The organism is Ruixingdingia sedimenti (genome assembly GCF_031432425.1).
Taxonomy (GTDB): domain Bacteria; phylum Pseudomonadota; class Alphaproteobacteria; order Rhodobacterales; family Rhodobacteraceae; genus Ruixingdingia; species Ruixingdingia sedimenti.
The window spans coordinates 96,144-122,083 of record NZ_JAVKPH010000002.1 but is presented as its reverse complement, the minus strand read 5'-3'; the positions used below and the strand labels follow the sequence as shown (position 1 = coordinate 122,083).

At 70.4% G+C, this 25,940-nt stretch carries 19 protein-coding genes; 12 read left to right on the top strand and 7 right to left on the bottom strand.

What is annotated here, in order from left to right; translation table 11 throughout:
• From RGD00_RS02635 to RGD00_RS02620, 4 genes are all read right to left on the bottom strand, one after another.
• Nucleotides 1-1,014: an alpha-ketoacid dehydrogenase subunit beta gene (locus RGD00_RS02635; protein ID WP_310455659.1), complete on the bottom strand. Its 1,014-nt coding sequence runs from the start codon at nt 1,012-1,014 to the stop codon at nt 1-3.
• A gap of 1 nt (nt 1,015) precedes the next feature.
• Complete coding sequence (locus RGD00_RS02630) at nt 1,016-2,266, bottom strand: 3-methyl-2-oxobutanoate dehydrogenase (2-methylpropanoyl-transferring) subunit alpha (protein WP_310455657.1); 1,251 nt, start codon at nt 2,264-2,266, stop codon at nt 1,016-1,018.
• 28 nt (nt 2,267-2,294) lie between these two features.
• Complete coding sequence (locus tag RGD00_RS02625) at nt 2,295-2,534, bottom strand: hypothetical protein (protein WP_310455655.1); 240 nt, start codon at nt 2,532-2,534, stop codon at nt 2,295-2,297.
• 325 nt (nt 2,535-2,859) lie between these two features.
• Nucleotides 2,860-3,960 (bottom strand): HPP family protein, encoded by a 1,101-nt coding sequence (locus tag RGD00_RS02620; protein ID WP_310455654.1) that lies wholly within the window; start codon nt 3,958-3,960, stop codon nt 2,860-2,862.
• An 83-nt stretch (nt 3,961-4,043) separates the two neighbouring features.
• Here RGD00_RS02620 and RGD00_RS02615 point away from each other — a divergent pair, with 83 nt between their 5' ends.
• The 3 genes from RGD00_RS02615 (at nt 4,044) to RGD00_RS02605 (ending at nt 7,934) form a co-directional block, all read left to right on the top strand.
• Nucleotides 4,044-4,475 (top strand): HIT family protein, encoded by a 432-nt coding sequence (locus RGD00_RS02615; protein ID WP_310455653.1) that lies wholly within the window; start codon nt 4,044-4,046, stop codon nt 4,473-4,475.
• Nucleotides 4,476-4,926: 451 nt separating this feature from the next.
• The gene (locus RGD00_RS02610; RefSeq protein WP_310455652.1) at nt 4,927-5,391 is read left to right on the top strand and encodes an RrF2 family transcriptional regulator; all 465 of its coding nucleotides are present in this window, start codon (nt 4,927-4,929) and stop codon (nt 5,389-5,391) included.
• Nucleotides 5,392-5,477: 86 nt separating this feature from the next.
• The gene (locus RGD00_RS02605; protein WP_310455651.1) at nt 5,478-7,934 is read left to right on the top strand and encodes a Lon protease family protein; all 2,457 of its coding nucleotides are present in this window, start codon (nt 5,478-5,480) and stop codon (nt 7,932-7,934) included.
• A 159-nt stretch (nt 7,935-8,093) separates the two neighbouring features.
• Here the strand turns inward: RGD00_RS02605 and RGD00_RS02600 are convergent, their stop codons facing one another.
• Together RGD00_RS02600 and RGD00_RS02595 are read right to left on the bottom strand one after the other, a co-directional pair.
• Complete coding sequence (locus RGD00_RS02600) at nt 8,094-11,216, bottom strand: efflux RND transporter permease subunit (RefSeq protein ID WP_310455650.1); 3,123 nt, start codon at nt 11,214-11,216, stop codon at nt 8,094-8,096.
• A 3-nt stretch (nt 11,217-11,219) separates the two neighbouring features.
• Entirely contained in the window at nt 11,220-12,389 is a 1,170-nt protein-coding gene (locus RGD00_RS02595) for an efflux RND transporter periplasmic adaptor subunit (RefSeq protein WP_310455649.1), read from the bottom strand.
• A gap of 185 nt (nt 12,390-12,574) precedes the next feature.
• Here RGD00_RS02595 and RGD00_RS02590 point away from each other — a divergent pair, with 185 nt between their 5' ends.
• On the top strand, nt 12,575-13,822 hold the full coding sequence (locus RGD00_RS02590; protein ID WP_310455648.1) for an MgtC/SapB family protein: 1,248 nt from the start codon (nt 12,575-12,577) through the stop codon (nt 13,820-13,822).
• A 69-nt stretch (nt 13,823-13,891) separates the two neighbouring features.
• On the opposite strand, the gene RGD00_RS02585 is transcribed toward RGD00_RS02590, so the two are convergent.
• Nucleotides 13,892-14,365 carry an Lrp/AsnC family transcriptional regulator gene (locus tag RGD00_RS02585; RefSeq protein ID WP_310455647.1) on the bottom strand — a complete coding sequence of 158 codons (474 nt, stop codon included), beginning with the start codon at nt 14,363-14,365 and terminating at the stop codon, nt 13,892-13,894.
• 127 nt (nt 14,366-14,492) lie between these two features.
• On the opposite strand from RGD00_RS02585, the gene mdeB reads away from it, so the two are divergent.
• The 8 genes from mdeB to RGD00_RS02545 all read left to right on the top strand — a co-directional run bounded on the left by mdeB (nt 14,493) and on the right by RGD00_RS02545 (nt 25,931).
• Complete coding sequence (gene mdeB / locus RGD00_RS02580) at nt 14,493-17,150, top strand: alpha-ketoglutarate dehydrogenase (protein WP_310455645.1); 2,658 nt, start codon at nt 14,493-14,495, stop codon at nt 17,148-17,150.
• Between the two features lie 10 nt (nt 17,151-17,160).
• The gene (locus tag RGD00_RS02575; protein WP_310455644.1) at nt 17,161-18,414 is read left to right on the top strand and encodes a 2-oxo acid dehydrogenase subunit E2; all 1,254 of its coding nucleotides are present in this window, start codon (nt 17,161-17,163) and stop codon (nt 18,412-18,414) included.
• A 9-nt stretch (nt 18,415-18,423) separates the two neighbouring features.
• On the top strand, nt 18,424-20,070 hold the full coding sequence (gene lpdA / locus RGD00_RS02570; RefSeq protein WP_310455643.1) for a dihydrolipoyl dehydrogenase: 1,647 nt from the start codon (nt 18,424-18,426) through the stop codon (nt 20,068-20,070).
• 727 nt (nt 20,071-20,797) lie between these two features.
• A complete protein-coding gene (locus RGD00_RS02565) occupies nt 20,798-22,273 on the top strand; it encodes an ABC transporter substrate-binding protein (RefSeq protein WP_310455642.1) in 1,476 nt (491 codons plus the stop codon).
• Between the two features lie 25 nt (nt 22,274-22,298).
• Entirely contained in the window at nt 22,299-23,252 is a 954-nt protein-coding gene (locus tag RGD00_RS02560; protein ID WP_310455640.1) for an ABC transporter permease, read from the top strand.
• The gene (locus RGD00_RS02555; protein WP_310455638.1) at nt 23,249-24,088 is read left to right on the top strand and encodes an ABC transporter permease; all 840 of its coding nucleotides are present in this window, start codon (nt 23,249-23,251) and stop codon (nt 24,086-24,088) included. Before RGD00_RS02560 ends, RGD00_RS02555 begins: the two co-directional genes overlap by 4 nt.
• Nucleotides 24,085-25,089 carry an ABC transporter ATP-binding protein gene (locus RGD00_RS02550; protein ID WP_310455636.1) on the top strand — a complete coding sequence of 335 codons (1,005 nt, stop codon included), beginning with the start codon at nt 24,085-24,087 and terminating at the stop codon, nt 25,087-25,089. Before RGD00_RS02555 ends, RGD00_RS02550 begins: the two co-directional genes overlap by 4 nt.
• The gene (locus RGD00_RS02545) at nt 25,086-25,931 is read left to right on the top strand and encodes an ATP-binding cassette domain-containing protein (RefSeq protein WP_310455634.1); all 846 of its coding nucleotides are present in this window, start codon (nt 25,086-25,088) and stop codon (nt 25,929-25,931) included. Before RGD00_RS02550 ends, RGD00_RS02545 begins: the two co-directional genes overlap by 4 nt.
• The last annotated feature ends 9 nt before the right edge of the window (nt 25,932-25,940 follow it).

Here is a 25,940-nt window from a genome sequence, read left to right as displayed (position 1 = left end):
TCAGACCTCCGTCAATGCGCGCAGGGCCTCGCCCACACGGGCGGGGCCGGGGAAATAGCTCCATTCATGGACATGCGGATAGGGCGTGTCCCAGCCCGCCACGCGGCGGATCGGCGCCTCCAGATGGTAAAAGCATTCCGCCTGCACCAGCGCCGCCAGTTCCGCGCCATAGCCCGAAGTCAGCGTCGCCTCGTGCAGCACAAGACACCGTCCGGTCTTTTTCACCGAGGCCACCACGGTGTCGAGGTCCAGCGGCAGCAGCGTGCGCAGGTCGATCACCTCGGCGTCCACGCCGGTTTCCTCTGCCGCCGCAAGGGCCACATGGACCATCGTGCCATAGGTCAGCACCGTCGCCGCCCGCCCCGCACGGCGCACCGCGGCCCGGCCCAGGGGAACGGTATAATGCCCCTCGGCCACCTCGCCCAGGTCATGCGATTTCCACGCCGTCACCGGCCGGTCGTGGTGGCCGTCGAAGGGCCCGTTGTAAAGCCGCTTGGGTTCGAGAAACACCACCGGGTCCGGGTCGGCGATGGCCGCCAGCAACAGCCCCTTGGCATCGACCGGGTTCGAGGGCACCACGACCTTGAGCCCGGTCACATGGGTGAACAGCGCCTCGGGGCTCTGGGAATGGGTCTGGCCGCCGAAGATGCCGCCGCCGGTGGGCATGCGGATCACGATCGGGCAGGTGAACTCGCCCGCCGACCGATAGCGCAGCCGCGCGGCCTCTGACACGATCTGGTCGTAGGCGGGGTACATGTAGTCGGCGAACTGGATTTCCACCACCGGGCGCAACCCATAGGCGGCCATGCCGATCCCCGCCCCCACGATGCCGGATTCGTTGATCGGCGTGTCGAAACAGCGCGCCTTGCCGTATTTCGCCTGCAACCCCGCGGTGCAGCGGAAGACGCCGCCGAAATAGCCCACGTCCTCGCCGAAGACCACCACGCGTTCGTCCGCCCCCATCGCCACATCGAGCGCGTCGCGGATCGCCTCGACCATCGTCATGCGTGCCATGTCAGAACCCCGCCTCCTGGCGCTGCCGCAACAGATGCGGCGGCATTTCGGCATAGACATCCTCGAACATGTCGCTCGGGGACGGGCGCAGGCCCTGGTGCAGGGTGCCGATCGCCTCCGCCTCTTTCTGGGTGGTGGTGATTTCGGCCATGACCTCCGCCTCGGCCTGGGTGTGGCGGTCCTCGGACCAGAGGCCGCGCGCGATCAGGTGGTTCTTCATCCGCAGGATCGGATCGCCCAGGGGCCAGGCGTTGCTTTCCTCTGCCGGGCGGTAGGCGGACGGATCGTCCGAGGTGGAATGCCCGCCCACCCGGTAGGTGACATATTCGATCAGCGTCGGCCCGAGGTTCCGCCGCGCCCGCGCCGCCGCCCATTTCGCCGCCGCCAGCACGGCGAGGTAGTCGTTGCCGTCCACCCGCAGCGCCGGGATGCCGAAGCCGTGGCCGCGCGCGGCGAAGGTGCCCGATCCGCCCCGGGCGATGCCCTGGAAGGTGGAGATCGCCCACTGGTTGTTGACGATGTTCAGCACCACCGGCGCCTTGTAGGTCGAGGCGAACACCAGCGCCGCGTGGAAATCGCTTTCCGCCGTGGACCCGTCGCCGATCCAGCCTGCCGCGATCCGCCGGTCGCCGGAAATGGCCGAGGCCATCGCCCATCCCACCGCCTGAATATACTGCGTCGCAAGGTTGCCCGAGATCGAGAAGAACCCCTGGTCGCGCGAGGAATAGCACACCGGCAGCTGGCGGCCGTGCACCGGATCCTCGGCATTGGAATAGACCTGGTTCATCATCAGCTTGAGCGGATAGCCCCCCGCGATCAGCAGCCCCGCCTGCCGGTAGGTCGGAAAGTTCATGTCGCCCGGGCGCAGCGCGCGGCGGAAGGCGCAGGACACCGCCTCTTCCCCCAGATGCTGCATGTAGAAGCTGGTCTTCTGCTGGCGCTGCGCCATCAGCATCCGCGCGTCATAGGCCCGCAGCAGCATCATGTGCCGCAGGCCCGCGCGCAGGTCGTCGTCCGACAGGTCCAGCCCCTCGGCCCAGGGCCCCACCGCCTCGCCGTCGCGGTTCAGCACCCGGATGATGGTGAAGGCCAGGTCGCGGATCGATTCCGGGTCGGCGTCGACCTCTGGCCGGCGCACCGCGCCCGCGCGGGGGATGGCGACATGGCTGAAATCGGGCCGCCCGCCGGGGCGGACCTCCGGCTCCGGCACCGTGAGCCTCAGCGGCGGCAGATCGTGGGCGTCGTCGTCCATCGGCATCTCCTCCCGTATCGCGGCCGGATCAGGGCCCGGCCAGCCCGCCCTCCAGCGCATCCACCCCCGGGATCCGCGCGACGCGCGCGAGGAAGGTTTCGGGCGCGATCACGCCCTGCGGGTGAAACATGATGCGGACGCGCGCAGGCCCCTGCCGCTCCGGCGCCATCTCGACCCCGCAGAGGCCGAAGCCGATGCGGCGCAATTCGTCCAGCGCGCGCGGCAGATGGTCGATCGGCTCTGCCGACAGGAAACTGGTGTAGTGCAATGCCCGGCCCTCCCTTCGCCGTGCCGCCCTTGCGGTGAAGTGTATCATGCGCCAAATGCGGCAGAACAGGCTTTTGATCTTGTTGCCGGATCGGGCGATTTCGACATGTCCTTCCGCGGCGTGGCCGGGGCACGAAAGAAACGTTCGCAGGGCGCGGGAAACGCCCCGGAAACCCGAGTCGCGGTCCCGGGGGCGGGGCAAGCCCCGTCCTGCGGCCGGCCGGCGTTCGGCCCCACCCGCCATGGGCGGGGCGGGCGCTGGCCGGGGCAACACGATCTGAATCGCTGTGGCCACCAGAAAAATTTTCGGACGAAGATTTTTCGCCCTACCCCCGCGCCAGGGCCCGGGCCAGCGCCGACAGAAGATCCGTCCGGGTGACGATGCCCACGATCCGCGGCCCCTCCATCACCGGGATCGCCTCGTCCCCGCCATCGGCCAGCAGCGGCAGCAGCGCGCCCGCCGGCGTGTCGGCCTTCACCTGCGGCAGGTCGGTCGTCATCACCTCGGCCGCGCGCAGCCCCTCGTCCAGATCGTGGCGGATCAGGTCGAGCTGGAAGATCACCCCCTCCAGCACCCCGCCCGGCCCCACCACCGGCAGCGAGCTGAACCCGTGGCGCGCGAACAGCACCGCGGCCTCGGACACCGGCGCGTCGGGGGTCAGCACCACCAGATCGCGCGACATGAATTCGCCGCAGACCATGCGGTTGAGCCCATGCGCCGCCGCCGCCTGTTCCGCCGCCCCGATCAGCCGCGCAAGGTCGGCGACGCCCAGGTTGGCGGACTGGCGCAACTCGTCCAGGATCGCGCCGAGCGTGCCGCTGTCGAGCCCGAGCCGCACCTCGGGCGCGGGATCGGCGGTGCCGTGGCGGCCGGGTGGGTCGGGCTGGCGGAAGGGATAGACCCGGCCCGACAGCCGGTGCCACAGCACCGCCACCGCCACCAGCATCGCCGTGCCCGCCATCACCGGCGCCAGCACGAAACCGAAGCCGAGCGTCTGGCCCAGTTCGGGGCTCAGCACCGCGGTCAGCGCCACCGCGCCCCCGGGCGGGTGCAGCGCGCGCATCAGCAGCATGGCGAGGATCGCCCCCGCCGGGGCCAGCGCCGCCGCCGCGCGCGGATCGGGCACCCATCGCAGCACCGCGACCCCCACCAGCGCCGCCACGCCATTGCCCACCACCGCCGACCAGGGCTGCGCCAGCGGGCTGTTGGGCGTCGCGAACAGCAATACCGCCGTGGCCCCCATCGGCGCGACCATGATCAGCCCCCGCGCCAGATCCTGCCCGAGCGGCAAGAGCGCGGCGCAGATCAGCAGCCCCACGCCCGCCCCCACGACCATCCAGACCACATCCCGGGGCCGCGTATGCCCCACCGCCGGCCCGAGCGCGCGCAGCCCCCGGTGCAGCCTTTCGCGCCGCGTCACCGTCATCCGCGCGCCCCCCCGCGCCGCCCGGCCTTGACCCCGCCGCCCCGCCGCCGCACCATCGCCCGCCGCATCGGGAAGAAGCCGACATGACTGACAGATGCATCTTTTGCCGCATCGCAGAGGGCAGCCTGCCCGCCCACAAGCTCTACGAGGACGACCGCGTGCTGGCCTTTCTCGACCTGCATCCGGTGCGCGCGGGCCATGCGCTGGTGATCCCCCGCGCCCATCACGAGGGGTTCGAGGACATGGACCCCGATACCGCCGCCGCGGTGATGGCGGTGGCGCAGCGGCTTGCCCGGCGGATGAAGGCGGTCTGCGGGGTGGACCGGGTGGGGATGGCCTTCGTCGGCATCCATGTGCCCCATGCCCATGCGCATCTGATCCCGCTGCATCACCGCCACGACCTGACCTCGGCCGCCTACCTGCGCGACGGGATCGACGGCTTCACCGCCCCGCCCCCGCCCCCCGCCGGGGAACTGGCCCGCATGGCGGGGCTTCTGCGCGAGGGGCTGGAATAGGGCGGGCGGGCACGCGTGGCGCCCTTCGGCCCGGGCGGGGACAGGAAACGCATCGCGTTTCCCCCGCCCGCGGCGCGACGGTGCCGCAGGGGCGGTAATGCCAGGAATAATAGGTAGGCCAGCGCCTGCCCCGGCGGGCGAGTAGCGCCCGCCATGGGCGGGGCGGGCGCTGGCCGGGGGCTTGGGGCCCCCGGCCGGGGCAACGCGATCTGCATCGCCGTGGCGAAGGCACGCGCCTTCGCCAGACAGGTGGAGGGACAGCAGGTAGATACGGCCCGGCGCGCAATGGCCGGGGGCACCGGGAACCGGGAGATGGGGGCCCGGGATACCGGAGCCGGTGGAAAAGGGCATGGCGAAACCCGGGGTTGCGGCGTCATGTCGGCTTGCGGCGCAACCTAGTGGACAAATATAGGATGGACCACCCGCGATTTTCACCCGGTTCCGTACCTGCATGCGTCTGACGAGTTTCACCGATTACGGGCTGCGTGCGCTGATGCGCATGGCCGCCGACCCCGAACGCGCCTTTTCCACCGCGGAACTGGCCGATTTCTTCGGCCTGTCGCGCAACCACCTGATCAAGATCATGGGGCGGCTGGCCACGGCGGGCATCGTCAGCACGCGGCGCGGCCATGCGGGCGGGGCGGTGCTGGCGCGGCCGGCCGACCAGATCCGGCTCGGCGATGTGGTGCGCGTGCTGGAAGAGGGCCAGCCCCTCGTCGAATGTTTCAGCCCCGATGGCGGCAACTGCACCATCGGCGCCTGCTGCGGGCTGCGCGCGCGGCTGGCGGCGGCGGAACGCGCCTTCCTCGACAACCTCAACCGCAGCACGCTGGCCGATATCGCGCTGGACGGCACCCGGCTGCGCCCGCTGCCGGCGGGGCCCGATCCGGCGGCGTTCTGGCCCGCCGAACCCTGAGCCCCCGCCGTCCGCGCCGTTTCGGGGGGTTGCACGGGCGCACCGACTGGCCCACGCTGGCAGCGTCACAGATGAGGACCGCCGCCGTGACCGACCCCCAGCCCGCCACCACCGCCCTGCCCGCCACCGCCCTGCGCGCGCGTCTCGACCCCGCGACGCTCGGGTTCGAGACGACGGCGACGCTCGCCCCTCTCGACCACCTGATCGGGCAGGACCGCGCGGTCGAGGCGATCCTTCTGTCGGCGGGCATCGGGCACAAGCGGTTCAACCTCTTCGTCCACGGGCCCGAGGGCACCGGGCGGCACAGCGCGGTGATGGACCTGCTGACGCAGGAGGCCGCCCGCCGCCCCGCGCCGACCGATTGGGTCTATGTCCACAATTTCGACGCCCCCGAACGGCCCCGCGCGCTGCACCTGCCGCGCGGCGCGGGACAGCGGCTGAAGCTGGCCATGCAGGAACTGGTGGACGATCTGGCCAACGACATTCCGGCGCTCTTCGAATCCGAGGATTACCAGCGCCGCCGCGCCGCGATCGAGGAACAGTTCGGCGGCCAGCAGGAGGCCGCCTTCGCAGCACTCGGGCGCACCGCGCATGACCGGGGCGTGGCGATCCTGCGCACGCCGATGGGCTTCGCATTGGCGCCGATGAAGGACGGCGAGGTGCTGAAACCCGAAACCATCGCCCGCCTGCCCGAGGCCGAACAGGCCGACATTCAGGCCAAGGTCGCCGCCACCGAACGCGATCTGGAGGCGTTCCTGAAATCCGTCCCCCGGTTGCAGAAGGACCACCGCGCCGCGGTCGCGCGGCTCAATGCCGACATGGCGCAGAACGCGGTCGAAGCCGGGCTCGACCGCGTGATCGAGGCATTCCGGGGCGTCGCGGTGCTGGAGGATTATTTCGCCGACCTGCACCGCGACCTGATCGACAATGCCGAACTGTTCCTGCAGGCGGGCCAGCGCGAGGGCGACGGCGCCTTTCCCATGGCCGCCGTGCGCCTGCAGGACGACCTGCGCTTTCACCGCTATGCCGTGAACGTGATGATCTGCCGGCCCGCCGATATCACCGAAGGCGCGCCGGTGGTGCACGAGACCCTGCCCACGCTGTCGAACCTGACCGGGCGGATCGACCATATCTCGACCATGGGCACGCTGGTGACGGATTTCACCCTGATCCGCCCCGGCGCGCTGCACCGTGCCAACGGCGGCTTTCTGGTGCTGGACGCCGCGCGCGTGCTGGCCGAACCGCTGGCCTGGGATGCGCTGAAACGCTGTCTGGAAACCCGCGCGATCCATGTCATCACCGCCGCCGAACGGCTCGGCCTGACCACGACCACGACGCTGGAACCCGATCCGATCCCGCTCGACCTGCGGGTGGTGCTGGTGGGCGACCGGCGGCTGCTGCGGCTGCTGGAGGCGTTCGACCCCGATTTCGGCGAATTGTTCGGGGTGGCGGCGGAATTCAGCGACGAGATGGACCGCACGCCCGCCGCCATCGACGCCTTCGCCCGGCTGGTGGCCAGCGTCGCCGCGCGCGAGGGGCTGCGCCCCGTCACCGCCGGGGGCGTGGCGGCGCTGGTCGACGCCGCCAGCCGCCATGCGGGCGACCAGCGCAAGCTGTCGCTGCGCGTCAACGCGATCTGGGACATCCTGCGCGAGGCCGACCATCTTGCCGCCAGGGGCGGCGCGGCGACGGTGACGGAAGCCGAGGTCACGGGCGCAGAGGCCGCCGCCGAACGCCGCGCCGATCTGGTGCGCGAACGCATGCAGGAAATGATCGCGCGCGGCACCATCCTGATCTCCACCCGCGGCAGCGTGATGGGGCAGGTCAACGGGCTGACCGTGGCGCAGCTCGGCGCCCGCGCCTTCGGCTGGCCCGCCCGCATCACCGCGCGCGTGCGCATGGGCGCGGGCCAGGTGGTGGACATCGAGCGCGAAGTGAAGATGGGCGGGCCGATCCATTCCAAGGCGGTGATGATCCTGACCGCCTTCCTCGTCACCCGCTATGCGCCCGACATGCCGCTGTCGCTCTGGGCGAGCCTCGGGTTCGAGCAGAGCTATGGCGGGGTCGAGGGCGACAGCGCCTCGGTCGCGGAGCTTTGCGCGCTGCTGTCGGCGCTGGCGCAGGTGCCGCTCAGCCAGGCGCTGGCGGTCACGGGGTCGATCAACCAGATGGGCGAGGTGCAGCCCGTGGGCGGCATCAACGAAAAGATCGAGGGCTTTTTCGACACCTGCCGCGCGCAGGGGCTGACCGGGCGGCAGGGCGTGCTGATCCCGCGGCAGAACGTGGAAAACCTGATGCTGCGCGCCGATGTGGTGGCAGCGGTGGCCGAGGGGCAGTTCCACATCCATGCCATCGGCCATGTGGATCAGGCGATCGCGCTGCTGACCGGGCTGCCCGCGGGCAGGCGCGGCCTGAACGGGGATTTCGAGCCCGGTTCGGTCAATGCCAATGTCGAGGTGCGGCTGATGGATTTCGCCGAGGCCCGCCGCGACTTCGCCCGCCATGACCCGACCGGCCCGGCGGCGGCGGACCGCGACGAATGAGGAGGAGCCGGGGCAAGCCCCGACCTACGGGAAGGGCGAGCGTCGCGCCACCGCCGGGCCGGGCGGGGGCGGGGATGCCGGGAATAATGGGCAGGCATGCACCAACCCGGCCGTCGCAGGAAAAGTTCCGTCCGAAAATTTTTCTTTCCCGCCGCCCCGTCACACCCCGCTGACGGCATCCGCCGCGCGCAGTTCCTGCACCAGCCGCGCCTCTTCCGCCGCGCGGGGCTTGGAAAAGCCCGCCAGCAGCAGATAGGCCACCGGCGTGAGGTAGAGCGTCGCCATCGTGGCGAGGCCGAGGCCGCCGACGATGATCCAGCCCAGAACCGCCCGCGCCTCTGCCCCGGCCCCCGCCGACAGCACCAGCGGCACGCCCCCCAGCACGGTCGAGACCATCGTCATCATCACCGGCCGCAGCCGGATGACCGACGCCTCCTCGATCGCGCGGCGCACATCGGCGCCGGAATCGCGCAACTGGTTGGCGAATTCCACGATCAGGATGCCGTTCTTGGCCATGATCCCCACCAGCAGCACCAGCCCGATCTGCGAATAGACGTTCAGGCTGCCCCCCGTCAGCAACAGCGCGAAGATCGCGCAGGCAAGGCCGAGGGGCACCGTCGCCATCACCACCACGGCGGAAACGAAGCTTTCGAACTGCGCCGCCAGCACCAGCAGCACCACCAGCACCGCGAAACCGAAGGTCAGCGCCAGCCCGCTCGAGGTCTCGTTCATCATCGCGGCCTCGGCCAGCGGCACGATGCGGGTTTCGGGCGGCAGGATGTCGGCGGCCATCCGTTCGACCCCCGCCAGCGCATCGCCGAGCGACAGGTCGGCCGAAAGCCCCGCCGAGATCGACACCGACTGCATCTGCGCCTCGCGCGCCAGTTCCGGGGCCACCGCGCGTTCGGACAGGCGCACGAAGCTCGACACCGGCACCATCTGGCCGTCGGCGGTGCGGGCAAAGACACGTTCCAGATCGCCGGGGTCGTTCACCGGGTCGCGGGTCGAGACCATCTTGATGTCGAAACTGCGGTCGCCGACAAAAACGGTGCCCACGCTGCGGCCGTCGAGCACCGCCTGCATCGCCTCTCCCAGCCCGTCGATGTCGACGCCCAGATCGGCGGCGCGGGCGCGGTCGACCTCGATGAACAGCTGCGGCTGCGTGGTTTCATACCCGAGGCGCACCAGCCCGTAGGCGGGATCCTTTTCCATCTCTGCCGCCAGCGCCTCGGCCTCTGCCGCCAGCCGCGCGTAGTCGTCGCCCACCAGCGCGAAGGTCAGCCCCTGCCCCGCGCCGCGGATGCCGAGCGAGTTCGACTGGATCGCGAACACCCGCACGCCGATGACGGCGGCGATGCGGCGCTCGATCTCTGCCACGATGTCCTGCTGGCTGCGGTCGCGTTCCTCCCACGGGGCGAGCGTCAGGACGATGAAGCCGCGGTTGTCGCGCCCGCCGGATCCGACGATGGTGAACATGCTGCGCACGTCGCCGCTGGCGCGCAGGGGCGTCAGCGTATCCTCGATCTCGCGCATCCTGGCGTCGGTATAGTCCAGCGCCACCCCCTGCGGCGCCTGCACCGACAAAAGCGCAAGCGCCCGGTCCTCGGGCGGGGTCAGTTCCTGCCGGATGGCCCCGAACAGCAGCACCGCCGCCATGGCGAAGGCGGCGGCGATCGCCACCACCACCAGCGGCGCGGCCAGCGCCGCGCGCAGCGTGACCGCATAGGCCGCCACCAGCCGGTCGCCCAGCCAGGCCACCGGCCCCTTCGGCGCCCCCACCGCCGCGGCATCCACCCCGCGCAGCAGGCGGCTGGCCAGCACCGGGCAGAGCGTCAGCGCCGTGATCGACGACAGCACCACCGCGATCGCCAGCGTGAAGCCGAATTCGCGGAACAGCCCCCCCGTCTGCCCGGGCAGGAACGACAGCGGGATGAACACCGCCGCCAGCGTCGAGGTGGTGGCCAGCACCGCAAAGAACACCTGCCGCGTGCCCAGAACCGCCGCCGCCCGCGGCCCCAGCCCCATCGCCCGGCGCCGGACGATGTTTTCCAGCACCACGATGGCGTCGTCCACCACCATCCCCGTCGCCAGCACCAGCGCCAGAAGCGTCAGGATGTTGATGGAAAAGCCCACGATCCAGATCGCCGCCAGCGTGCCGATCAGCGCCACCGGCATCGCCAGCGCCGGGATCAGCGTCGCGCGCAGGTCGCGCAGGAACACATAGATCACCGCCACCACGATCAGCACCGCCAGCACCAGCGTGATCTGCACCTCGTGGATCGCGCCCTTGATGAAATTGGCGTCGTCGCTGGTGACGTAAAGCTTCACATCCGGCGGCAGGATGGGTTGCAGTTCCGCGACCACCGCGCGCACCGCGGCGCTGATTTCCAGCGTGTTGCTCTGCGCCTGCCGGATGATGCCGAGGCCGATCCCCGTCACGCCGTCGGCGCGCAGCATCGAACTGCCGCTGTCGGGGCCGAGCGTGACCTTCGCCACATCGCCGAGCCGCACATTGCCCGCGACCACCAGCGCCTCGAACGCCTCGGGCGTGTTCACCGTCGCGGTGGTGCGGACCTGGATGCTCTGCCGGTCGGAACTGATCGCGCCGGCGGGCGCGTCGAAGGCGACATTGGCCAGCGTGCGGCGCAGGTCGGCCAGCGTCAGGCCGCGGCTGGCCATCTGCATCTGGTCCACGTCCACGCGGAAGATCTGTTCGCGGTCGCCGTAGATCTGAAGATCCGCCACCCCCTCGGCCGCCAGAAGCCGGTCCGTCACCAGATCCTCGACCAGCGTCGTCAGGTCCTGCGCGTTGCGCCGGCCCGAGGTGACGGCAAGCCGCATCACCGCGTCGGCATTGGCGTCGGCCTTGACGATGCGGGGCTCTTCGATATCGTCGGGCAGGTCGTTGCGGATGCGCGAGATCGCATCGCGCATGTCGCTGGCGGCGACGTCGAGGTCGGTCTTGTCGCTGAATTCGACCGTCACCTGGCTGCGCCCGAACCGCGAACTGGACGCGATCGCCTTGACCCCGGCGATGCGGCCCGCCGCGCCCTCGATCCGGGCCGTGACCTCGCGGTCGATGGTTTCGGGCCCCGCGCCGGTGAAGGTGGTGGTGACGGTGATCACCGGCCGGTCCACATCGGGCAGTTCGCGGATTTCCGCGCCGTAAAGCCCGGCGAGCCCCGCCAGCACGATCAGCACGTTCAGCACGAAGGCGAGGATCGGGCGGCGCACGAACAGCGCGGTGCCCGAGGATGCGATCTGTTCGGCGTCGGGGCGCATCGGTCAGCCCCGCGACGCAGGCACCGCGGCCTGCGTCAGCCCCGCGGCGGCGCCGTTTTCGGGCGCGACCGTCACCGGCGCGCCGGGGCGCAGCGCCTGCACGCCCTCGGTCACCACCAGATCGCCGGGGGCCAGATCGGCCTCGATCAGCACCGCGTCGGCATTGCGCTGCACGATGCGCACCGGCAGCTGCGCGGCCTTGCCCTCGCGCACCAGCCAGACGAAGGACCCGTCGCCCGACCACTGAATCGCCAGCGGATCGACCGCCGGATAGCTGTCGGCCGGCAGGTCGATGGCGATGGCAAAGGCCATGCCGGGGCGCAGGCTGTCATCGGCATTGGCCAGCGCCGCCTGCACGCGCAGGGTGCGGCTGGCCTCGTCCACGCGGTTGTCGATGGCGCTGACGCGGGCGGGCAGGCCCTGCCCCGCGCGGGCCAGCGGGCTGGCCTGCACGCCGTCGCCCACCGCCAGCCGGCCCACCACCCGTTCGGGCACGCGGAAATCCACGATCAGGCTGGACCGGTCGTCGATGGTGGTCAGTTCCGTCCCCGCCGACACCAGATCCCCCGGTTCCACCGACAGGATCCCGACCCAGCCGGAAATCGGCGCCACCACCTGCCGCTGCGACAGCGCGAATTCGGCCTCGCGCAGCGACAGTTCCGCCGCCCGCAACCCCAGTTCGGCCTCCTGCGCCTGAAGGTCGGTCGCAGCACCCGTGGCGCGCAGCCGGCGCAGCCGCTCGGCGGTGGCGCGCGCGTCCTCCAGCATCAGCGCGGCGCGGTCGGCGGCGATCTGCTGCGCGGCACTTTCCAGCCGCACGATCACCGTGCCCGCCGCGACATGCTGGCCCGAGGCCACCGGCAGGTCCGCGATCTGGCCCGACACCTCGGGCGCCAGCGCCACCGCGCGCACCGGGCGGGCCGAACCGATGGCCGCCACGCGGTCGGTCAGCGGCACCGCGCGCGCGGGTTCGGCGCGCACCATCGCCGCCGAGGGCGCGCCCCACCCGCCCTGTTGCGGGGCCGCGGCATGTTCCACCCCGAACCGCGCCAGAACACCGTCGAGCCCCCACCGCGCCAGCACCGGCCCGGCCGACGGGATCCACAGCGCCCAGGCCACGAACCCGGCCAGGGCGATGGCCAGGACAAGCACGGCCTGTTTCCAAAACGACATCGGCATCTCCAGCAACGGGCAGTTTTCCGACGGTTGAACGGGGCAGCCGCGATTCTCCGTCGGTGGCGCCGACAATCGGGAATGGCGGCCGGATTGGCAACATGATTGCGCGGCGCCGGGGTCACATCCTTGCCATGCCGGGCGGGCCGGCGCATCCTGCGCCACAGGCGGCGCCGGGGGAAAACGTGGACGACCTGATCCTGGATCTGGGGCTGGCGCTGGCGATCGGGCTTCTGGTCGGGCTCGAACGCGGCTGGCGGGACCGCGACGACCCGGCGGGCAGCCGCACCGCCGGCATCCGCACCTTCGGCATCGCCGGGCTTCTGGGCGGCGTCATGGCCGCGCTGGCAGAGGCGTTCGGCGCCCCCCTGCTGCTGGCCGCGGGGCTTCTGGGCTTTGCCGCGGTCTTTGCATGGTTCGGGGCGCAGGAGGCCGCGCACGAAGGCAGCTTCAGCGTCACCGCGACGGTGGCGGCGCTGCTGGTCTTCGCCCTCGGCGCGCTGGCGGTGGCGGGCGACCGGACGGCGGCGGCGGCCGGCGGCGCGGCGCTGGCCGCCGTTCTGGCGGGGCGCGAGATGCTGCACGGCCTGCTGCGCCGGCTGACCTGGGTGGAACTGCGCTCGGCCGTGGTGCTGGCGGCGATGACGGCGATCGTGCTGCCGCTGCTGCCCGACCGCGCGCTCGACCCCTGGGGCGGGTTCAACCCGCACGAGGTCTGGCTGTTCACCGTGCTGGTGGCGGCGATTTCCTATGCGGGCTATGTCGCCGTGCGGGTGCTGGGGCCGACGCGCGGCATCGTGGTCAGCGCGCTGGCCGGCGCGCTGGTGTCCTCGACCGCGGTGACGCTGGCCTTCGCGCGGCGCGCCCGCGAAACGGACGCGGGGCGGCAGCTCGCGGGGGCGGCGGCGCTGGCCGCGGTGGTCTCTGTCCTGCGGGTGCTGGCGGTGGCGGCGCTTCTGCGTCCGGCGGTGCTGGCCGCCGCCGCGCCCGCGGCCCTTGCCGGGGCGGCGGTGTTCGGGCTCGGCGGCCTTTTGCTGCTGCGCCGGGCCGATCCCCCGCCCGAAGGCGCCGCCGCCGCGCGCAACCCGTTCGAACTGCCCGCGCTTCTGGGCTTCGCCGCGCTCTTCGCGCTCGTCTCCACCCTTTCGGCCGCCGCCGTCGCCCGTTTCGGCGCGGCGAGCCTGCTGGCCAGCGCGGCGCTGGCGGGCAGTTTCGACGCCGATGTCGCCGTGCTCAGCGCCCTGCGCCAGACCGACGCCGCCGTGGGGCTCGACCTGATCGGCCTCGCCGTGCTGGCGGCGCTGGCCGCCAATGCGGCCGGCCGCCTGCTGCTCGCCGCCGCCGCCGGCCCCCGCGCCTACTGGCTGCCCCTCGCCGGCACCTCCGCCGCCGCCGTCGCCGCGGGCGCCGCCGTGCTCATCCTCCTCGCCTGATCCGCTTCATCTTGCCAAAAATACTCCGGGGTCCGGGGCAGCGCCCCGGCGCCGCCATATCCACCGGCCCTACCCCTCCAACGGCAAGGCCGTCTTGTACTTCACCTGCTTGAGCGCAAAACTCGACTTGATATTCGCCACCCCCGGGATCTTCGACAGCTGCTGGACGATGAACCGCTCCAGCGCCGCCATGTCGCGCACCACGACACGGATCAGATAGTCGCTGTCCCCCGTCATCAGGTAGCATTCCATCACCTCGGGGTATTGCGCCATCCGGGTCTCGAACGTTTCCAGCGCGCGTTCCACCTGCCGTTCCAGCGCGATCTGGATGAACACGCTGATCCCGAGGCCCAGTGTTTCGGGCCGCACCAGCGCCACATAGCCCGCGATCACGCCGTCGCCTTCCAGCGCCCGCACCCGCGACAGGCAGGGCGAGGGCGACAGGCCCACGCGGGCGGCGAGTTCCACGTTGGTCAGCTTGGCATGATCCTGCAATTCGCGCAGGATTCGGCGGTCGATGGCGTCGATGGGGCGTTGCGGCATGATGTGCTGTGATCCTTTCCACAATCGGCACGGAATGCTGCGCAGGACGCGCGCGCCCTGTCAACTCGGCACCACCTGCTTCGCCGGCCCGGCTATGAATGGGCCAAGGCCAGCCGGAGGACCGCCCGTGACCACGCATGACACCGACCCGCAGGAAACCCGCGAATGGATCGAGGCGCTGACCGCCGTCACCGAAACGGCGGGCGGCGCGCGGGCGCAGTTCCTGTTGCGGCAGCTGGAGGAAACCGCGCGCCGGTCGGGCGTGTTCACCAGCGGGCAGCCGTTTTCGTCCTACCGCAACACGATTCCGGTGGCGCAGCAGGGCCCCTACCCCGGCGATCTGGATCTTGAGGAACGGCTGACCTCGATCATGCGCTGGAACGCGCTGGCGATGGTGGTGCGGGCGAACAAGGCCTACGGCGAACTCGGCGGCCATATCGCAAGCTACGCCAGCGCGGCGGAAATCTTCGAAACCGGCTTCAACCATTTCTTCCGCGCCCGCACCGCCGATTTCGGCGGCGATCTGGTCTATTTCCAGCCCCATTCCGCCCCCGGCGTCTATGCCCGCGCCTATCTGGAAGGCCGGCTGACCGAGGGCCAACTGGCCAACTACCGGCAGGAAACCAAAGGGGGCGGTCTCTGTTCCTACCCGCACCCCTGGCTGATGCCGGATTTCTGGCAGTTTCCCACCGGATCCATGGGCATCGGCCCGATGAGCGCGGTCTATCAGGCGCGCTACATGCGCTATCTGGAACATCGCGGCCTTGCCGACACCGCCGGGCGCCATGTCTGGGGCGTGTTCGGCGACGGCGAGATGGACGAGCCCGAATCCATCGGCGGCCTGACGCTCGCCGCGCGCGAGGGGCTCGACAACCTCACCTTCATCGTCAACTGCAACCTGCAACGGCTCGACGGCCCGGTGCGCGGCAACGGGCAGATCATCCAGGAGCTTGAGGCGCTGTTCATCGGCGCGGGCTGGAACGTGATCAAGGTGCTCTGGGGCAGCGAATGGGACGGGCTCTTCGCGCGCGACAAGAACCTGACGCTGCTGCGCCGCTTCGCGGAAACGGTGGATGGCGAATACCAGAACCTCGGGTCCAAGGATGGCGACTACAACCGGCAGAAGTTCTTCGACCGCGACCCGGCGACGCGCGATCTGGTGGCGCATCTGACCGATGCGGAAATCAACGCGCTGAAACGCGGCGGGCATGATTTCCGCAAGCTGCACGCGGCCTTCGCCGCCGCCAAGGCGCACAAGGGCCGGCCCACGGTGATCCTCGCCAAGACCAAGAAGGGCTACGGCATGGGCGGCGCGGGCGAAAGCCGGATGACCGCGCATCAGGCGAAAAAGCTCGACATGGAGGCGCTGGTGGCCTTCCGCGACCGGTTCGACCTGCCGCTGAGCGAACGCGACCTGGCGGAACTGAACTTCTACAAACCCGCCGCCGACAGCCGCGAGATGCGCTATCTGCACGACCGCCGCGCCGCCCTTGGCGGCTACCTGCCCGAACGCGCCCCCCGTGCGCCGCAGGCCAGGCGGCTGGCCGTGCCCGCCCCCGCGTCTTACGCGAAATTCGCGCTGGAGGCCGAGGGGAAAGAGATGTCGACCACCGTCGCCGCGGTGCGGATGCTGGGAAGCCTGCTGAAGGACCGCGATTTCGGCCCCCGCATCGTGCCCATCGTCGCCGACGAGGCGCGCACCTTCGGCATGGACAACCTGTTTCGCCAGATCGGCATCTACGCGCCGCAGGGGCAATTGTACGAACCCGAGGACGCCGGCTCGATGCTGTTCTACAAGGAAACCCGCGACGGCCAGCTGCTCGAGGAAGGCATCACCGAGGCGGGCGCGATCTCCAGCTGGACCGCCGCCGCCACATCCTATTCCGTGCACGGCCTGCCGGTGCTGCCGGTCTACATCTACTATTCGATGTTCGGCTTCCAGCGCGTGGGCGACCTGATCTGGGCCGCCGCCGACCAGCGCGCACGGGGGTTCCTGTTCGGCGCCACCGCCGGGCGCACCACGCTGTCGGGCGAAGGCTTGCAGCATCAGGACGGGTCGAGCCACCTTGCCGCCGCCGCGGTGCCGAACTGCCGCGCCTGGGATCCGGCCTTTGCCTATGAACTCGCCGTCATCATGGACCACGGCATGCGCCGGATGATCGAGGAAGAGGCGGACGAATTCCACTACATCACCGTGATGAACGAGGTCTACGCCCAACCCACCATGCCCGAAGGGACCGAGGCCGGGATCCTGCGGGGGATGTACAGCCTCGGGGTGCGGGGCGAGGGGGCGGCGCAGGTGCGGCTGGTGGGGGCGGGCACGATCCTGACCGAGGTTCTGGCGGCCGCCGACATGCTCGCGCAGGACTTCAACATTCCCACCGAAGTCCTTAGCGCTACAAGCTTTTCCGAACTTGCGCGCGAGGCGCAGGCGGTGGAGCGGCTCAACCGCCTGGAAGGCCCGCGCGCCAACCGGCAAAGCCATGTGGAAACCCTGCTGGCCGGTGACGCCCCGGTGGTCGCGGCCACCGATTACGTCCGCGCCCTGCCGGGGATGATCGCGCCCTACATCCGCGCGCCCTTCGTGACGCTCGGCACCGACGGGTTCGGGCGGTCGGCCAGCCGCGCGGCGCTGCGCGCCTTCTTCGAGGTGGACCGCAAGTCGATCGCGCTGGCCGCCATCGACGCGCTGGTGCGCGCCGGTGGGGCCGACGCGGACCTGCACGACCGCGCCCGCGCCGCCCTTGGCGCGGATGCCGCCAAACCCGCCCCCTGGACGCTGTGAGGTGCCCGCGATGACCCGCCTGATCGAACTGCGCGTACCCGACATCGGCGATTTCAAGGATGTGCCGGTGGTGGAAATCACCGTCGCCCCGGGCGACATGGTGGCCCGCGACCAGACCGTGGCGATGCTGGAAAGCGACAAGGCGACGCTGGACATTCCGGCGACGGAACCGGGCCGGGTGGCCGAGATCCGCGTGAAACCGGGCGACCGGGTGGGCGAGGGCAGCGTGCTGATGCTGCTGGAGGCGGCGGAAGCGGAAGCGGCAGAGGCCCCCGCACCCGTCCCGGCCGAACCCGCACCCGTCGCGGCGCCGGCTCCTCTACCCGCCGCCCCCGTAGTGGCACCGGCCCCCGCACCGGAGGACAGCACCCTGCCGCCCCATGCCTCGCCCGCCGTGCGGAAATTCGCGCGCGAACTGGGTGTGGAGGTGACGCGCGTCACCGGCACCGGGCCGCGCGGGCGGATCACGCGCGAGGATGTGCAGGCCCATGTCAAGGCTGCCCTGTCGGCCCCCGCTGCCCCCGCCACGGGTGGCGTGGGTGCCGGCCTGCCCGCCTGGCCGCAGGTGGACCACGCCAAGTTCGGTCCCGTCACGCGCGAACCGCTGTCGCGCATCCGCCGCATCTCCGGCCCCGCGCTGTCGCGCAACGCGCTGGTGATCCCGCATGTGACGAATTTCGACGAGGCCGACATCACCGAACTCGAATCTTTCCGCAAGACGGTGAACGCCGAGGGCGGGACGAAGCTGTCGATCCTGCCCTTCGCGGTCAAGGCGGCGGTGGCGGTGCTGAAGGCCTATCCTTCGTTCAACGCCTCGCTCGACGGCGATGCGCTGGTGCTGAAGCAATACTGGAACATCGGCGTCGCCGCCGACACGCCCGACGGGCTGGTGGTGCCGGTCATCAAGGCGGCCGACCGCAAGGGCATCTACGAGATCGCCGGGGAAATGGCGGCGCTGGCCGCCGATGCCCGCGCCGGGCGGCTGAAGGCGGCGGACATGCAGGGGGCGAGCTTCACCATATCCTCGCTCGGCGGCGTGGGCGGCACCGGATTCACCCCGATCATCAATGCGCCCGAGGTCGCCATCCTGGGGCTGGCGCGGGCGGCGGTGAAGCCGGTCTGGGACGGCGCGGCCTTCCAGCCCCGGCTGATCCTGCCCATGTCGCTGTCCTGGGATCACCGGGTGGTCGATGGCGTGGCGGCGGCGCGGTTCCTCGGGGCCCTGGGCGCCATCCTCGCCGATTTCCGGCGTATCGCACTCTGAAGGTGATGCATGAAGATCGACGTCGAAATCCCTGACATCGGAAGCTTTTCCGATGTGCCGGTGGTCGAGGTCCTGGTGCGCCCCGGCGACCGGGTGACGGCGGACACGCCGATCCTGATGCTGGAAAGCGACAAGGCGACCCTGGACGTGCCCGCCCCCCGGGCGGGCGTGGTGGCCGAGGTTCTGGTGCGCCCTGGCGACCGGGTGAGCCGGGGCGATGTGGTGATGGTGCTGGATGGCGCCGAAGCCGCCCCCGCCGCCGCCCCGCCGCCCGAGGGCGCGATGCAGGCCGACCTGCTGGTGATCGGCGGCGGCCCCGGCGGCTATACGGCCGCCTTCCGCGCCGCGGACCTGGGCCGGCAGGTGGTGCTGGTGGACCGGGGCGAAACACTCGGCGGGGTGTGCCTGAACGTGGGCTGCATCCCCTCGAAGGCGCTTTTGCATGTGGCGAAGGTGATCGAGGATGCCGCCGACATGGGCGCCCATGGCCTGAGTTTCGGCGCGCCGCAGGTGGATCTGGACGGGATCCGGGGCTACAAGGCCGGCGTGGTCGGGCGGCTGACCGGGGGGCTGGCGGCGCTGGCCCGCAGGCGCAAGGTGCAAGTGGTGCGCGGCACCGCCCGCTTTACCGGGCCGCACACGGTGGCGGTGGAGGGCCAGACCATCGCCTTCGCGCAGGCCGTCGTCGCCACCGGGTCGGAACCCTTCCGCCTGCCCTTCCTGCCCGACGATCCCCGCATCATGGACAGCACCGGCGCGCTGGATCTGGCGGATGTGCCCGCCCGGCTGCTGGTGCTTGGCGGCGGGATCATCGGGCTGGAAATGGCGCAGGTCTATCATGCGCTCGGAAGCCGGGTCACGGTGGTCGAGATGACGGACCAGATCATCCCCGGCGCCGACCGCGACATCGTGGCCCCCCTGATGGCCCGCATCGCCGCGCGCTATGACCGCATCCTGCTGTCCACCCGCGTGACCGGCGTGACTCCGGGCGCCGAGGGTCTGCGCGTCGCCTTCGACGGCCCCGATGGCCCGCAGGACGCCGTGTTCGACCGCGTGCTGGCCGCCGTGGGCCGCCGCCCCAATGGCGCGGAGGTGGACCCGGGCGCGGCGGGCGTGGCGGTGGACGACCGCGGTTTCATCCCCGTGGACCGGCAGATGCGCACCAACCTGGCCCATATCTTCGCCATCGGCGATGTGGTGGGCCAGCCGATGCTGGCGCACAAGGCGGTGCACGAAGGCAAGGTCGCCGCCGAGGCCGCCTGTGGCCACAAGACGGCCTTCGACGCGCGTGTGATCCCCGCCGTCGCCTATACCGACCCCGAGGTCGCCTGGGCCGGGCTGACGGAAACGCAGGCCCGCGCGCAGGGAATTGCCGTGAGGAAGGGGGCCTTTCCCTGGGCGGCCTCGGGCCGGGCGCTGTCGATGGGGCGCGATGCGGGGGTGACGAAGCTGCTGTTCGATCCCGATACGGGGCGTGTCCTCGGCGCGGGCATCTGCGGGCCGAACGCGGGCGAGCTGATCGCCGAAGCCGTGCTGGCGATCGAGATGGGCGCGGTGGCGGAGGATCTGTCGCTGACCATCCACCCGCATCCCACGCTGTCGGAAACGCTCGGCCTTGCCGCGGAGGTGTTCGAGGGGACGGTGACGGATCTTTAGCGGCGGGCGGATGTTGTTGGGCCGCGGAAGGCAACGGGCATCCTTTCCGCGCCGCGGTGGATCTGCATTCGCCCTGCGGCCGGACCGGGCGGGATAAGGAAACGCATTGCGTTTCCCCCGCCCGTCGCGCGGCGGTGCCATTGGAAACCGTGACGCCCTAAAACCGACAGGCCAGCGCCTGCCCCGGCGGGCGAGAAGCGCCCGCCATGGGCGGGGCGGGCGCTGGCCGGGGGCTTTGGGCCCCCGGCCGGGGCAGCGGAAAGGTTAGCCCATGGCGAAGGCACGCGCCTTCGCCAGTCAGAACGGCGGTGCGAATGCCGGCCGGCACATCCGGGCGCGGCAGGGAGGAAGAAATCCCTACAGGATCAATGCCTTGAAATACCGGCACTCTGCCGGGCCTCGCCCGCATGCGCTACCGCCCCGTCCCGGCCAACCGGCAAAGTCATAAATTTACTTGACAACTTTGCGGCAGGATCACAGGTTCGCGCTCAGGATCCCGGCCCCGGTCCCGCGTCAGAACGGGCGAACGGCCCGGGTCCCGTACCGACAGCGAGGAAGGCATGATCCTGGTTTGCACCCGGCCCACGGCGGCCATCGCCGCGCCCGGCCTTCTGCGGCCCACGCCTGCGGGTTTCGGTCCGCATTCCGGCCTTCGCCCCTGACAACGCCACCCGGACCGCGCGCCAGATCCCTGCCGCAGGTCCGCCACGGACAAGGAGATTGTAGAATGCACCGGATCATCGCGCCCTGCCTTGCGGGCGTCCTTGCGCTCGGCACCGCCGCCGGGCAGGCCCAGACATCGCTGACCGTCGGCGAGGCGCTGGAACCGCCGGGCCTCGACCCGACCGTGGCGGCCGCCTCGGCCATCCGCCGCGTGACCTATTCGAACCTGTTCGAGGGCCTCGTCCGCATCGTGGAAAACGGCGACATCGTGCCCGGCCTCGCCGAAAGCTGGACGGTGTCGGACGACGCGCTGACCTATACCTTCAAGCTGCGCAACGGCGTCAAGTTCCACGATGGCGCGGCTTTCGACTGTTCGGTGGTCAAGTTCTCCTACGAACGCGCGGTGGCGCCCGAGTCGACCAACGCCCAGAAGGGCCTGTTCGCGCCCATCGCCAGCACCGAATGCCCCGACCCGCTGACCGCGGTGGTCACGCTGAACCGCCCCTCGTCGACCTTCCTCTTCGGCATGGCCTGGGGCGATGCGGTGATGGTGCATCCCGACAGCGCGGCGACGAACAAGACCAACCCCGTCGGCACCGGCCCGTTCAGGTTCACCCGCTGGGTGCAGGGCGACCGGGTGGAGATGGAAAAGAACCCCGACTACTGGGGCACGCCCGCCGGGGTGGACAAGGTGACGATCAAGTTCATCCAGGATCCCTCGGCCGCGGCGGCCGCCGTTCTGGCCGGCGACATCGACGTCTTCGCCGAATTCCAGGCGCCCGAACTGCTGAACCGCTTCCGCGACGACCAGAACCTGCATGTCGAGGTGGGCACCACCGCCGGCAAGGTGGTCATGTCGCTGAACAATGCCCGCGCGCCGTTCAGCGACCCGCGCTTCCGCCAGGCGCTGACCCATGCCATCGACCGCAATGTGGTGATCGAGGCGATCTCGTCCGGCCATGGCGTGCCTGTGGGCTCGCACTACACCCCCGTCGATCCGGGTTACATCGACCTGACCGGCACCTATCCCTACGATCCCGAAAAAGCCCGCGCCCTGCTGGCCGAGGCCGGGATCGCGCCGGGCACGTCCTTCACCATGACGCTGCCGCCGCCGGCCTATTCGCGCCGCGGGGGCGAGGTGATCGCGGCGATGCTGGCCGAGGTCGGGCTGAACGTGAACCTCGTGCCGATCGAATTCCCGCAGTGGCTGGAACAGGTCTTCACCAACGCGGATTACGAGGCGACGATCATCGGCCATACCGAGGCGCGCGATCTGGATATCTACGCCCGCGACAAGTACTACTTCAACTACGACAGCCCCGAGTACAAGGCGCTCTACAAGGCCTATACCGAGGCGACGGACGAGGCCGAGCGGCTCGACCTGATCGGCCAGTTGCAGACGAAACTGGCGCAGGACGCGCCGAACGTCTTTCTTTACGCCCTGCCCAAGATCGGCGTCTGGAACGCGAAACTGGAAGGTCTGTGGAAGAACCTGCCGCTGCCTGCGAACGACCTGACGCAGGTCCGCTGGACGAACTGACGGCGCGGGGGCGGGGGTCGACACCATGGCTGCATACGTTTCAGGGCGCATCCTGTCGCTGGTGTTGACCACGCTTGCCGCATCGGTCGTCGTGTTCCTGCTGATGCAACTGCTGCCGGGCGATCCGGCAGCGGTCATGCTGGGGGTCAATGCCCAACCCGAGACGCTGGCCGCGCTGCGCAGGCAGATGGGCCTCGATGAGCCCCTGCTGACGCGGTATCTAAGCTGGATCGGCGGCTTTGCGGTGGGCGATTTCGGCACCAGCTACACCTATTCCGTGCCCATCGCCGAACTGCTCGGGCCGCGGGTCATGGTCTCGCTGCCGCTGGCGCTGATGGCGATGGCGATATCGGTCGGCGTGGCGCTGCCGGTCGGGGTCTATGCGGCGGCGAACCGCGGGCGGGCGGGCGATACCGCCAGCATGGGGATCGCGCAGGTCGCGGTGGCGGTGCCGAACTTCTGGCTCGGCCTGCTGCTGATCCTTCTCTTCGCGCTGGAACTGCGCTGGTTTCCGGCCTCGGGTTTCGCGGGGTGGGAAAACGGTCTCTGGCCCGGCATCCGGTCGCTGATCCTGCCCGCGCTGGCGCTCGGCCTGCCGCTGGCGGCGATCCTCGCGCGCGTCACGCGGTCGGCGGTGATCGAGGCTTTGGGCGAGGATTTCGTGCGCACCGCCCGCGCCAAGGGCCTGAGCCGCCGCGCCACCCTGTGGCTGCATGCGACGCCCAACGCGCTGATCCCGGTGATCACCATCATCGGGCTGCAATTTTCCTTCCTGATGGCGGGGACGATCATCATCGAGAACGTCTTCAACCTGCCCGGCGTCGGGCGGCTGGTGTTCCAGTCCATCGCCCAACGCGACCTGATCACCGTGCAATCGCTGGTCACGCTGCTGGCGGCCAGCGTGATCGTGGTGAACTTCCTTGTCGATCTGGCCTATGGCTGGCTGGATCCGCGCCTGTCCACGGGGGGCGCGCGATGATCGCCGCCACCTTCCGTTCGGTGCGCAGCAGCCGCAACCTGATGATCGGCCTTGCGATCACCGGGCTGATGGTGGCGATGGCGCTGGTTTCTTTCGTGTGGACGCCGCATTCGCCGACCGGGCTCAACATCCTCAGCAAGATGCAGGCGCCTTCGGCCAGGCATCTCTTCGGCACCGACGCCTTCGGGCGCGACGTGTTCTCGATGGTGATGACGGGGGCGTGGAATTCGCTGTCGGTGTCGATCGTGGCGGTGGCGGTGGGCATGGGCGCGGGCGTGCCTCTGGGGGCGCTGGCGGCGGCGCGGGGGGGCGTCATCGACGGGCTCATCATGCGGATGAACGATCTGGCCTTCGCCTTTCCGGCGTTGCTGACGGCGGTGATCATCACCGCGATCTTCGGCCCCGGCGCGATCAACGCCATGATCGCCATCGGCATCTTCAACGTGCCCGTCTTTGCCCGCATCACGCGCGGCGCATCCCTGGGCCTGTGGTCGCGCGATTTCGTGCGGGCGGCGCGCTGTGCCGGGCGGTCGGACGTGGCGATCACGCTGTCGCATATCCTGCCCAACATCAACCATGTGCTGGTGGTGCAGGCGACGATCCAGTTCGCGCTGGCCATCGTGGCAGAGGCGGGGCTGTCCTATGTCGGTCTGGGCACGCAGCCGCCGCAGCCGAGCTGGGGCAAGATGCTGAACGATGCGCAGACCTATATCTACGACGCGCCGTGGCTGGCGATCTTTCCCGGCCTTGCGATCACGCTGGCGGTTCTGGGGCTGAACCTTCTGGGCGACGGGTTGCGCGACGTGCTCGACCCCCGCGTGAGGCGGCAGAGATGAGCGCGCTGCTGGACATCGACGGGCTGAGCGTCGCGCTGCCCGGGGGGGTGGACCTGCTGTCGGGGGTATCGCTGACGCTGAACCGCGGCGACCGTCTGGGGATCGTGGGCGAAAGCGGGTCGGGCAAGTCGCTGACCTCGCTCGCCGTGATGGGGCTGCTGCCCGACCGGATGGTGCTGTCTGGCGGCCTGCGCTTCGACGGCGAGGATCTGACCCGGATGCCCGAGGACCGCATGTGCGCCCTGCGCGGCGGGCGGATCGCGATGATCTTTCAGGAACCGATGACCGCGCTGAACCCGGTGAAATCCATCGGCGCCCAGATCGCAGAGGGCCGCCGCCTGCACCGGGGCGAAAGCCGCGCGGCGGCAGAGGCCGTCGCGCGCCGCCTGCTGGACCGTGTGGGCCTGCCCGCGCCCCGGTTCGATCTGGGCCTTTATCCGCATCAGCTTTCGGGCGGGCAGCGTCAGCGGGTGATGATCGCCATGGCGCTGGCCTGCGAGCCCGACCTGCTGATCGCGGACGAACCCACCACCGCGCTGGACGTGACGGTGCAGGCGCAGATCCTCGACCTGCTGGACGAACTGGTGGATGAAACCGGGATCGCGCTGATGCTGATCACCCACGATCTGGGCGTAGTGTCGGAAATGACCGACCGCATCGCGGTGATGTATGCCGGTTCCATCGTCGAGACCGGCCCCACCGCCGAGGTGTTCGCGCGCATGGCGCATCCCTATGCGCACGGGCTGTTCGCGGCCTCGCCCTACGGGTTGCTGGCGCGGGGGGCGGGGCGCGGCGCCGATGGCCGACGCCCGCGCCTGCAGGCGATCCCCGGGATGGTGCCCGACCCCGCCGACCGCCCCGCCGGCTGCCGCTTTGCCGACCGCTGCGCGCGGGTGCAGGCCGATTGCCGCGCCGCCATGCCGCCCCTGGCCGCGACCGATGCGTCGTCCGGCCACCGCGTCGCCTGTTTCCACCCCCGGCAGGAGGCCATGCAGCCATGACCGCGCCGCTTCTGGAAATCCGCGACGTGGCGCGCGACTATACCCTGCCCCGGGCCTCGCTGCTGTCGCGGCCGCAGGTGCTGCGGGTGCTGCATGGCATCAACCTGACGCTGCCCGCGGGGCAGAGCCTCGGGATCGTGGGGGAATCCGGCTGCGGGAAATCCACGCTCGCCCGCTGCGTCATGGGGCTGGAGGCGCCGCAGCAAGGCCGGGTCATGCTCGACGGGCAGGACATCTATGCCTTGGGCCGCCGCGGTCTGCGGGGCCTGCGCAGCCGGTTCCAGGCGATATTCCAGGATCCCTACGGATCGCTCGACCCGCGCCAGACGGTGCGGCGCATCGTGCTGGAACCGCTGGCGGCGCTGCAACCCGAAACCCCGGCGGCGGATCGCGAATCCCGCCTGATCGAGGTGCTGGAGGCCGTGGGCCTGTCCCCCGCCGCCGCCGACAAATACCCGCATGAATTTTCCGGCGGCCAGCGCCAGCGCATCGCCATCGCCCGCGCGCTGATCACCCGGCCCGCGCTGATCGTCGCGGACGAACCGGTGTCCGCGCTGGATGTGTCGGTGCAGGCGCAGGTTCTGAACCTGATGATGGACCTTCAGGAACGGTTCAACCTGTCCTACCTGTTCATCAGCCACGACCTGGGCGTCATGCGCGTGATCACCGACCGGGTGGCGGTGATGCATCTGGGCGTGGTGGTCGAGGAAGGCCCCACGAACGAGGTTTTCGACAATCCGCAGCATCCCTACACCCGCAAGCTGGTGGATGCGGTGCCCAAGCCCTTTGCCGGCCGCCGCATGCGCCGGCCCGCCCCTTCCCCCGCCCCTTCCGCAGTCTGAACCGGATAC

What these genes read in the sequence shown, in the direction of transcription:
- RGD00_RS02635 (WP_310455659.1), bottom strand. Translation starts at nt 1,014, where the DNA reads ATGGCACGCATGACGATGGTCGAGGCGATCCGCGACGCGCTCGATGTG.
- RGD00_RS02630 (WP_310455657.1), bottom strand. Translation starts at nt 2,266, where the DNA reads ATGGACGACGACGCCCACGATCTGCCGCCGCTGAGGCTCACGGTGCCG.
- RGD00_RS02620 (WP_310455654.1), bottom strand. Translation starts at nt 3,960, where the DNA reads ATGACGGTGACGCGGCGCGAAAGGCTGCACCGGGGGCTGCGCGCGCTC.
- RGD00_RS02615 (WP_310455653.1), top strand. Translation starts at nt 4,044, where the DNA reads ATGACTGACAGATGCATCTTTTGCCGCATCGCAGAGGGCAGCCTGCCC.
- RGD00_RS02610 (WP_310455652.1), top strand. Translation starts at nt 4,927, where the DNA reads ATGCGTCTGACGAGTTTCACCGATTACGGGCTGCGTGCGCTGATGCGC.
- RGD00_RS02600 (WP_310455650.1), bottom strand. Translation starts at nt 11,216, where the DNA reads ATGCGCCCCGACGCCGAACAGATCGCATCCTCGGGCACCGCGCTGTTC.
- RGD00_RS02595 (WP_310455649.1), bottom strand. Translation starts at nt 12,389, where the DNA reads ATGTCGTTTTGGAAACAGGCCGTGCTTGTCCTGGCCATCGCCCTGGCC.
- RGD00_RS02585 (WP_310455647.1), bottom strand. Translation starts at nt 14,365, where the DNA reads ATGCCGCAACGCCCCATCGACGCCATCGACCGCCGAATCCTGCGCGAA.
- RGD00_RS02575 (WP_310455644.1), top strand. Translation starts at nt 17,161, where the DNA reads ATGACCCGCCTGATCGAACTGCGCGTACCCGACATCGGCGATTTCAAG.
- lpdA (WP_310455643.1), top strand. Translation starts at nt 18,424, where the DNA reads ATGAAGATCGACGTCGAAATCCCTGACATCGGAAGCTTTTCCGATGTG.
- RGD00_RS02565 (WP_310455642.1), top strand. Translation starts at nt 20,798, where the DNA reads ATGCACCGGATCATCGCGCCCTGCCTTGCGGGCGTCCTTGCGCTCGGC.
- RGD00_RS02560 (WP_310455640.1), top strand. Translation starts at nt 22,299, where the DNA reads ATGGCTGCATACGTTTCAGGGCGCATCCTGTCGCTGGTGTTGACCACG.
- RGD00_RS02555 (WP_310455638.1), top strand. Translation starts at nt 23,249, where the DNA reads ATGATCGCCGCCACCTTCCGTTCGGTGCGCAGCAGCCGCAACCTGATG.
- RGD00_RS02550 (WP_310455636.1), top strand. Translation starts at nt 24,085, where the DNA reads ATGAGCGCGCTGCTGGACATCGACGGGCTGAGCGTCGCGCTGCCCGGG.
- RGD00_RS02545 (WP_310455634.1), top strand. Translation starts at nt 25,086, where the DNA reads ATGACCGCGCCGCTTCTGGAAATCCGCGACGTGGCGCGCGACTATACC.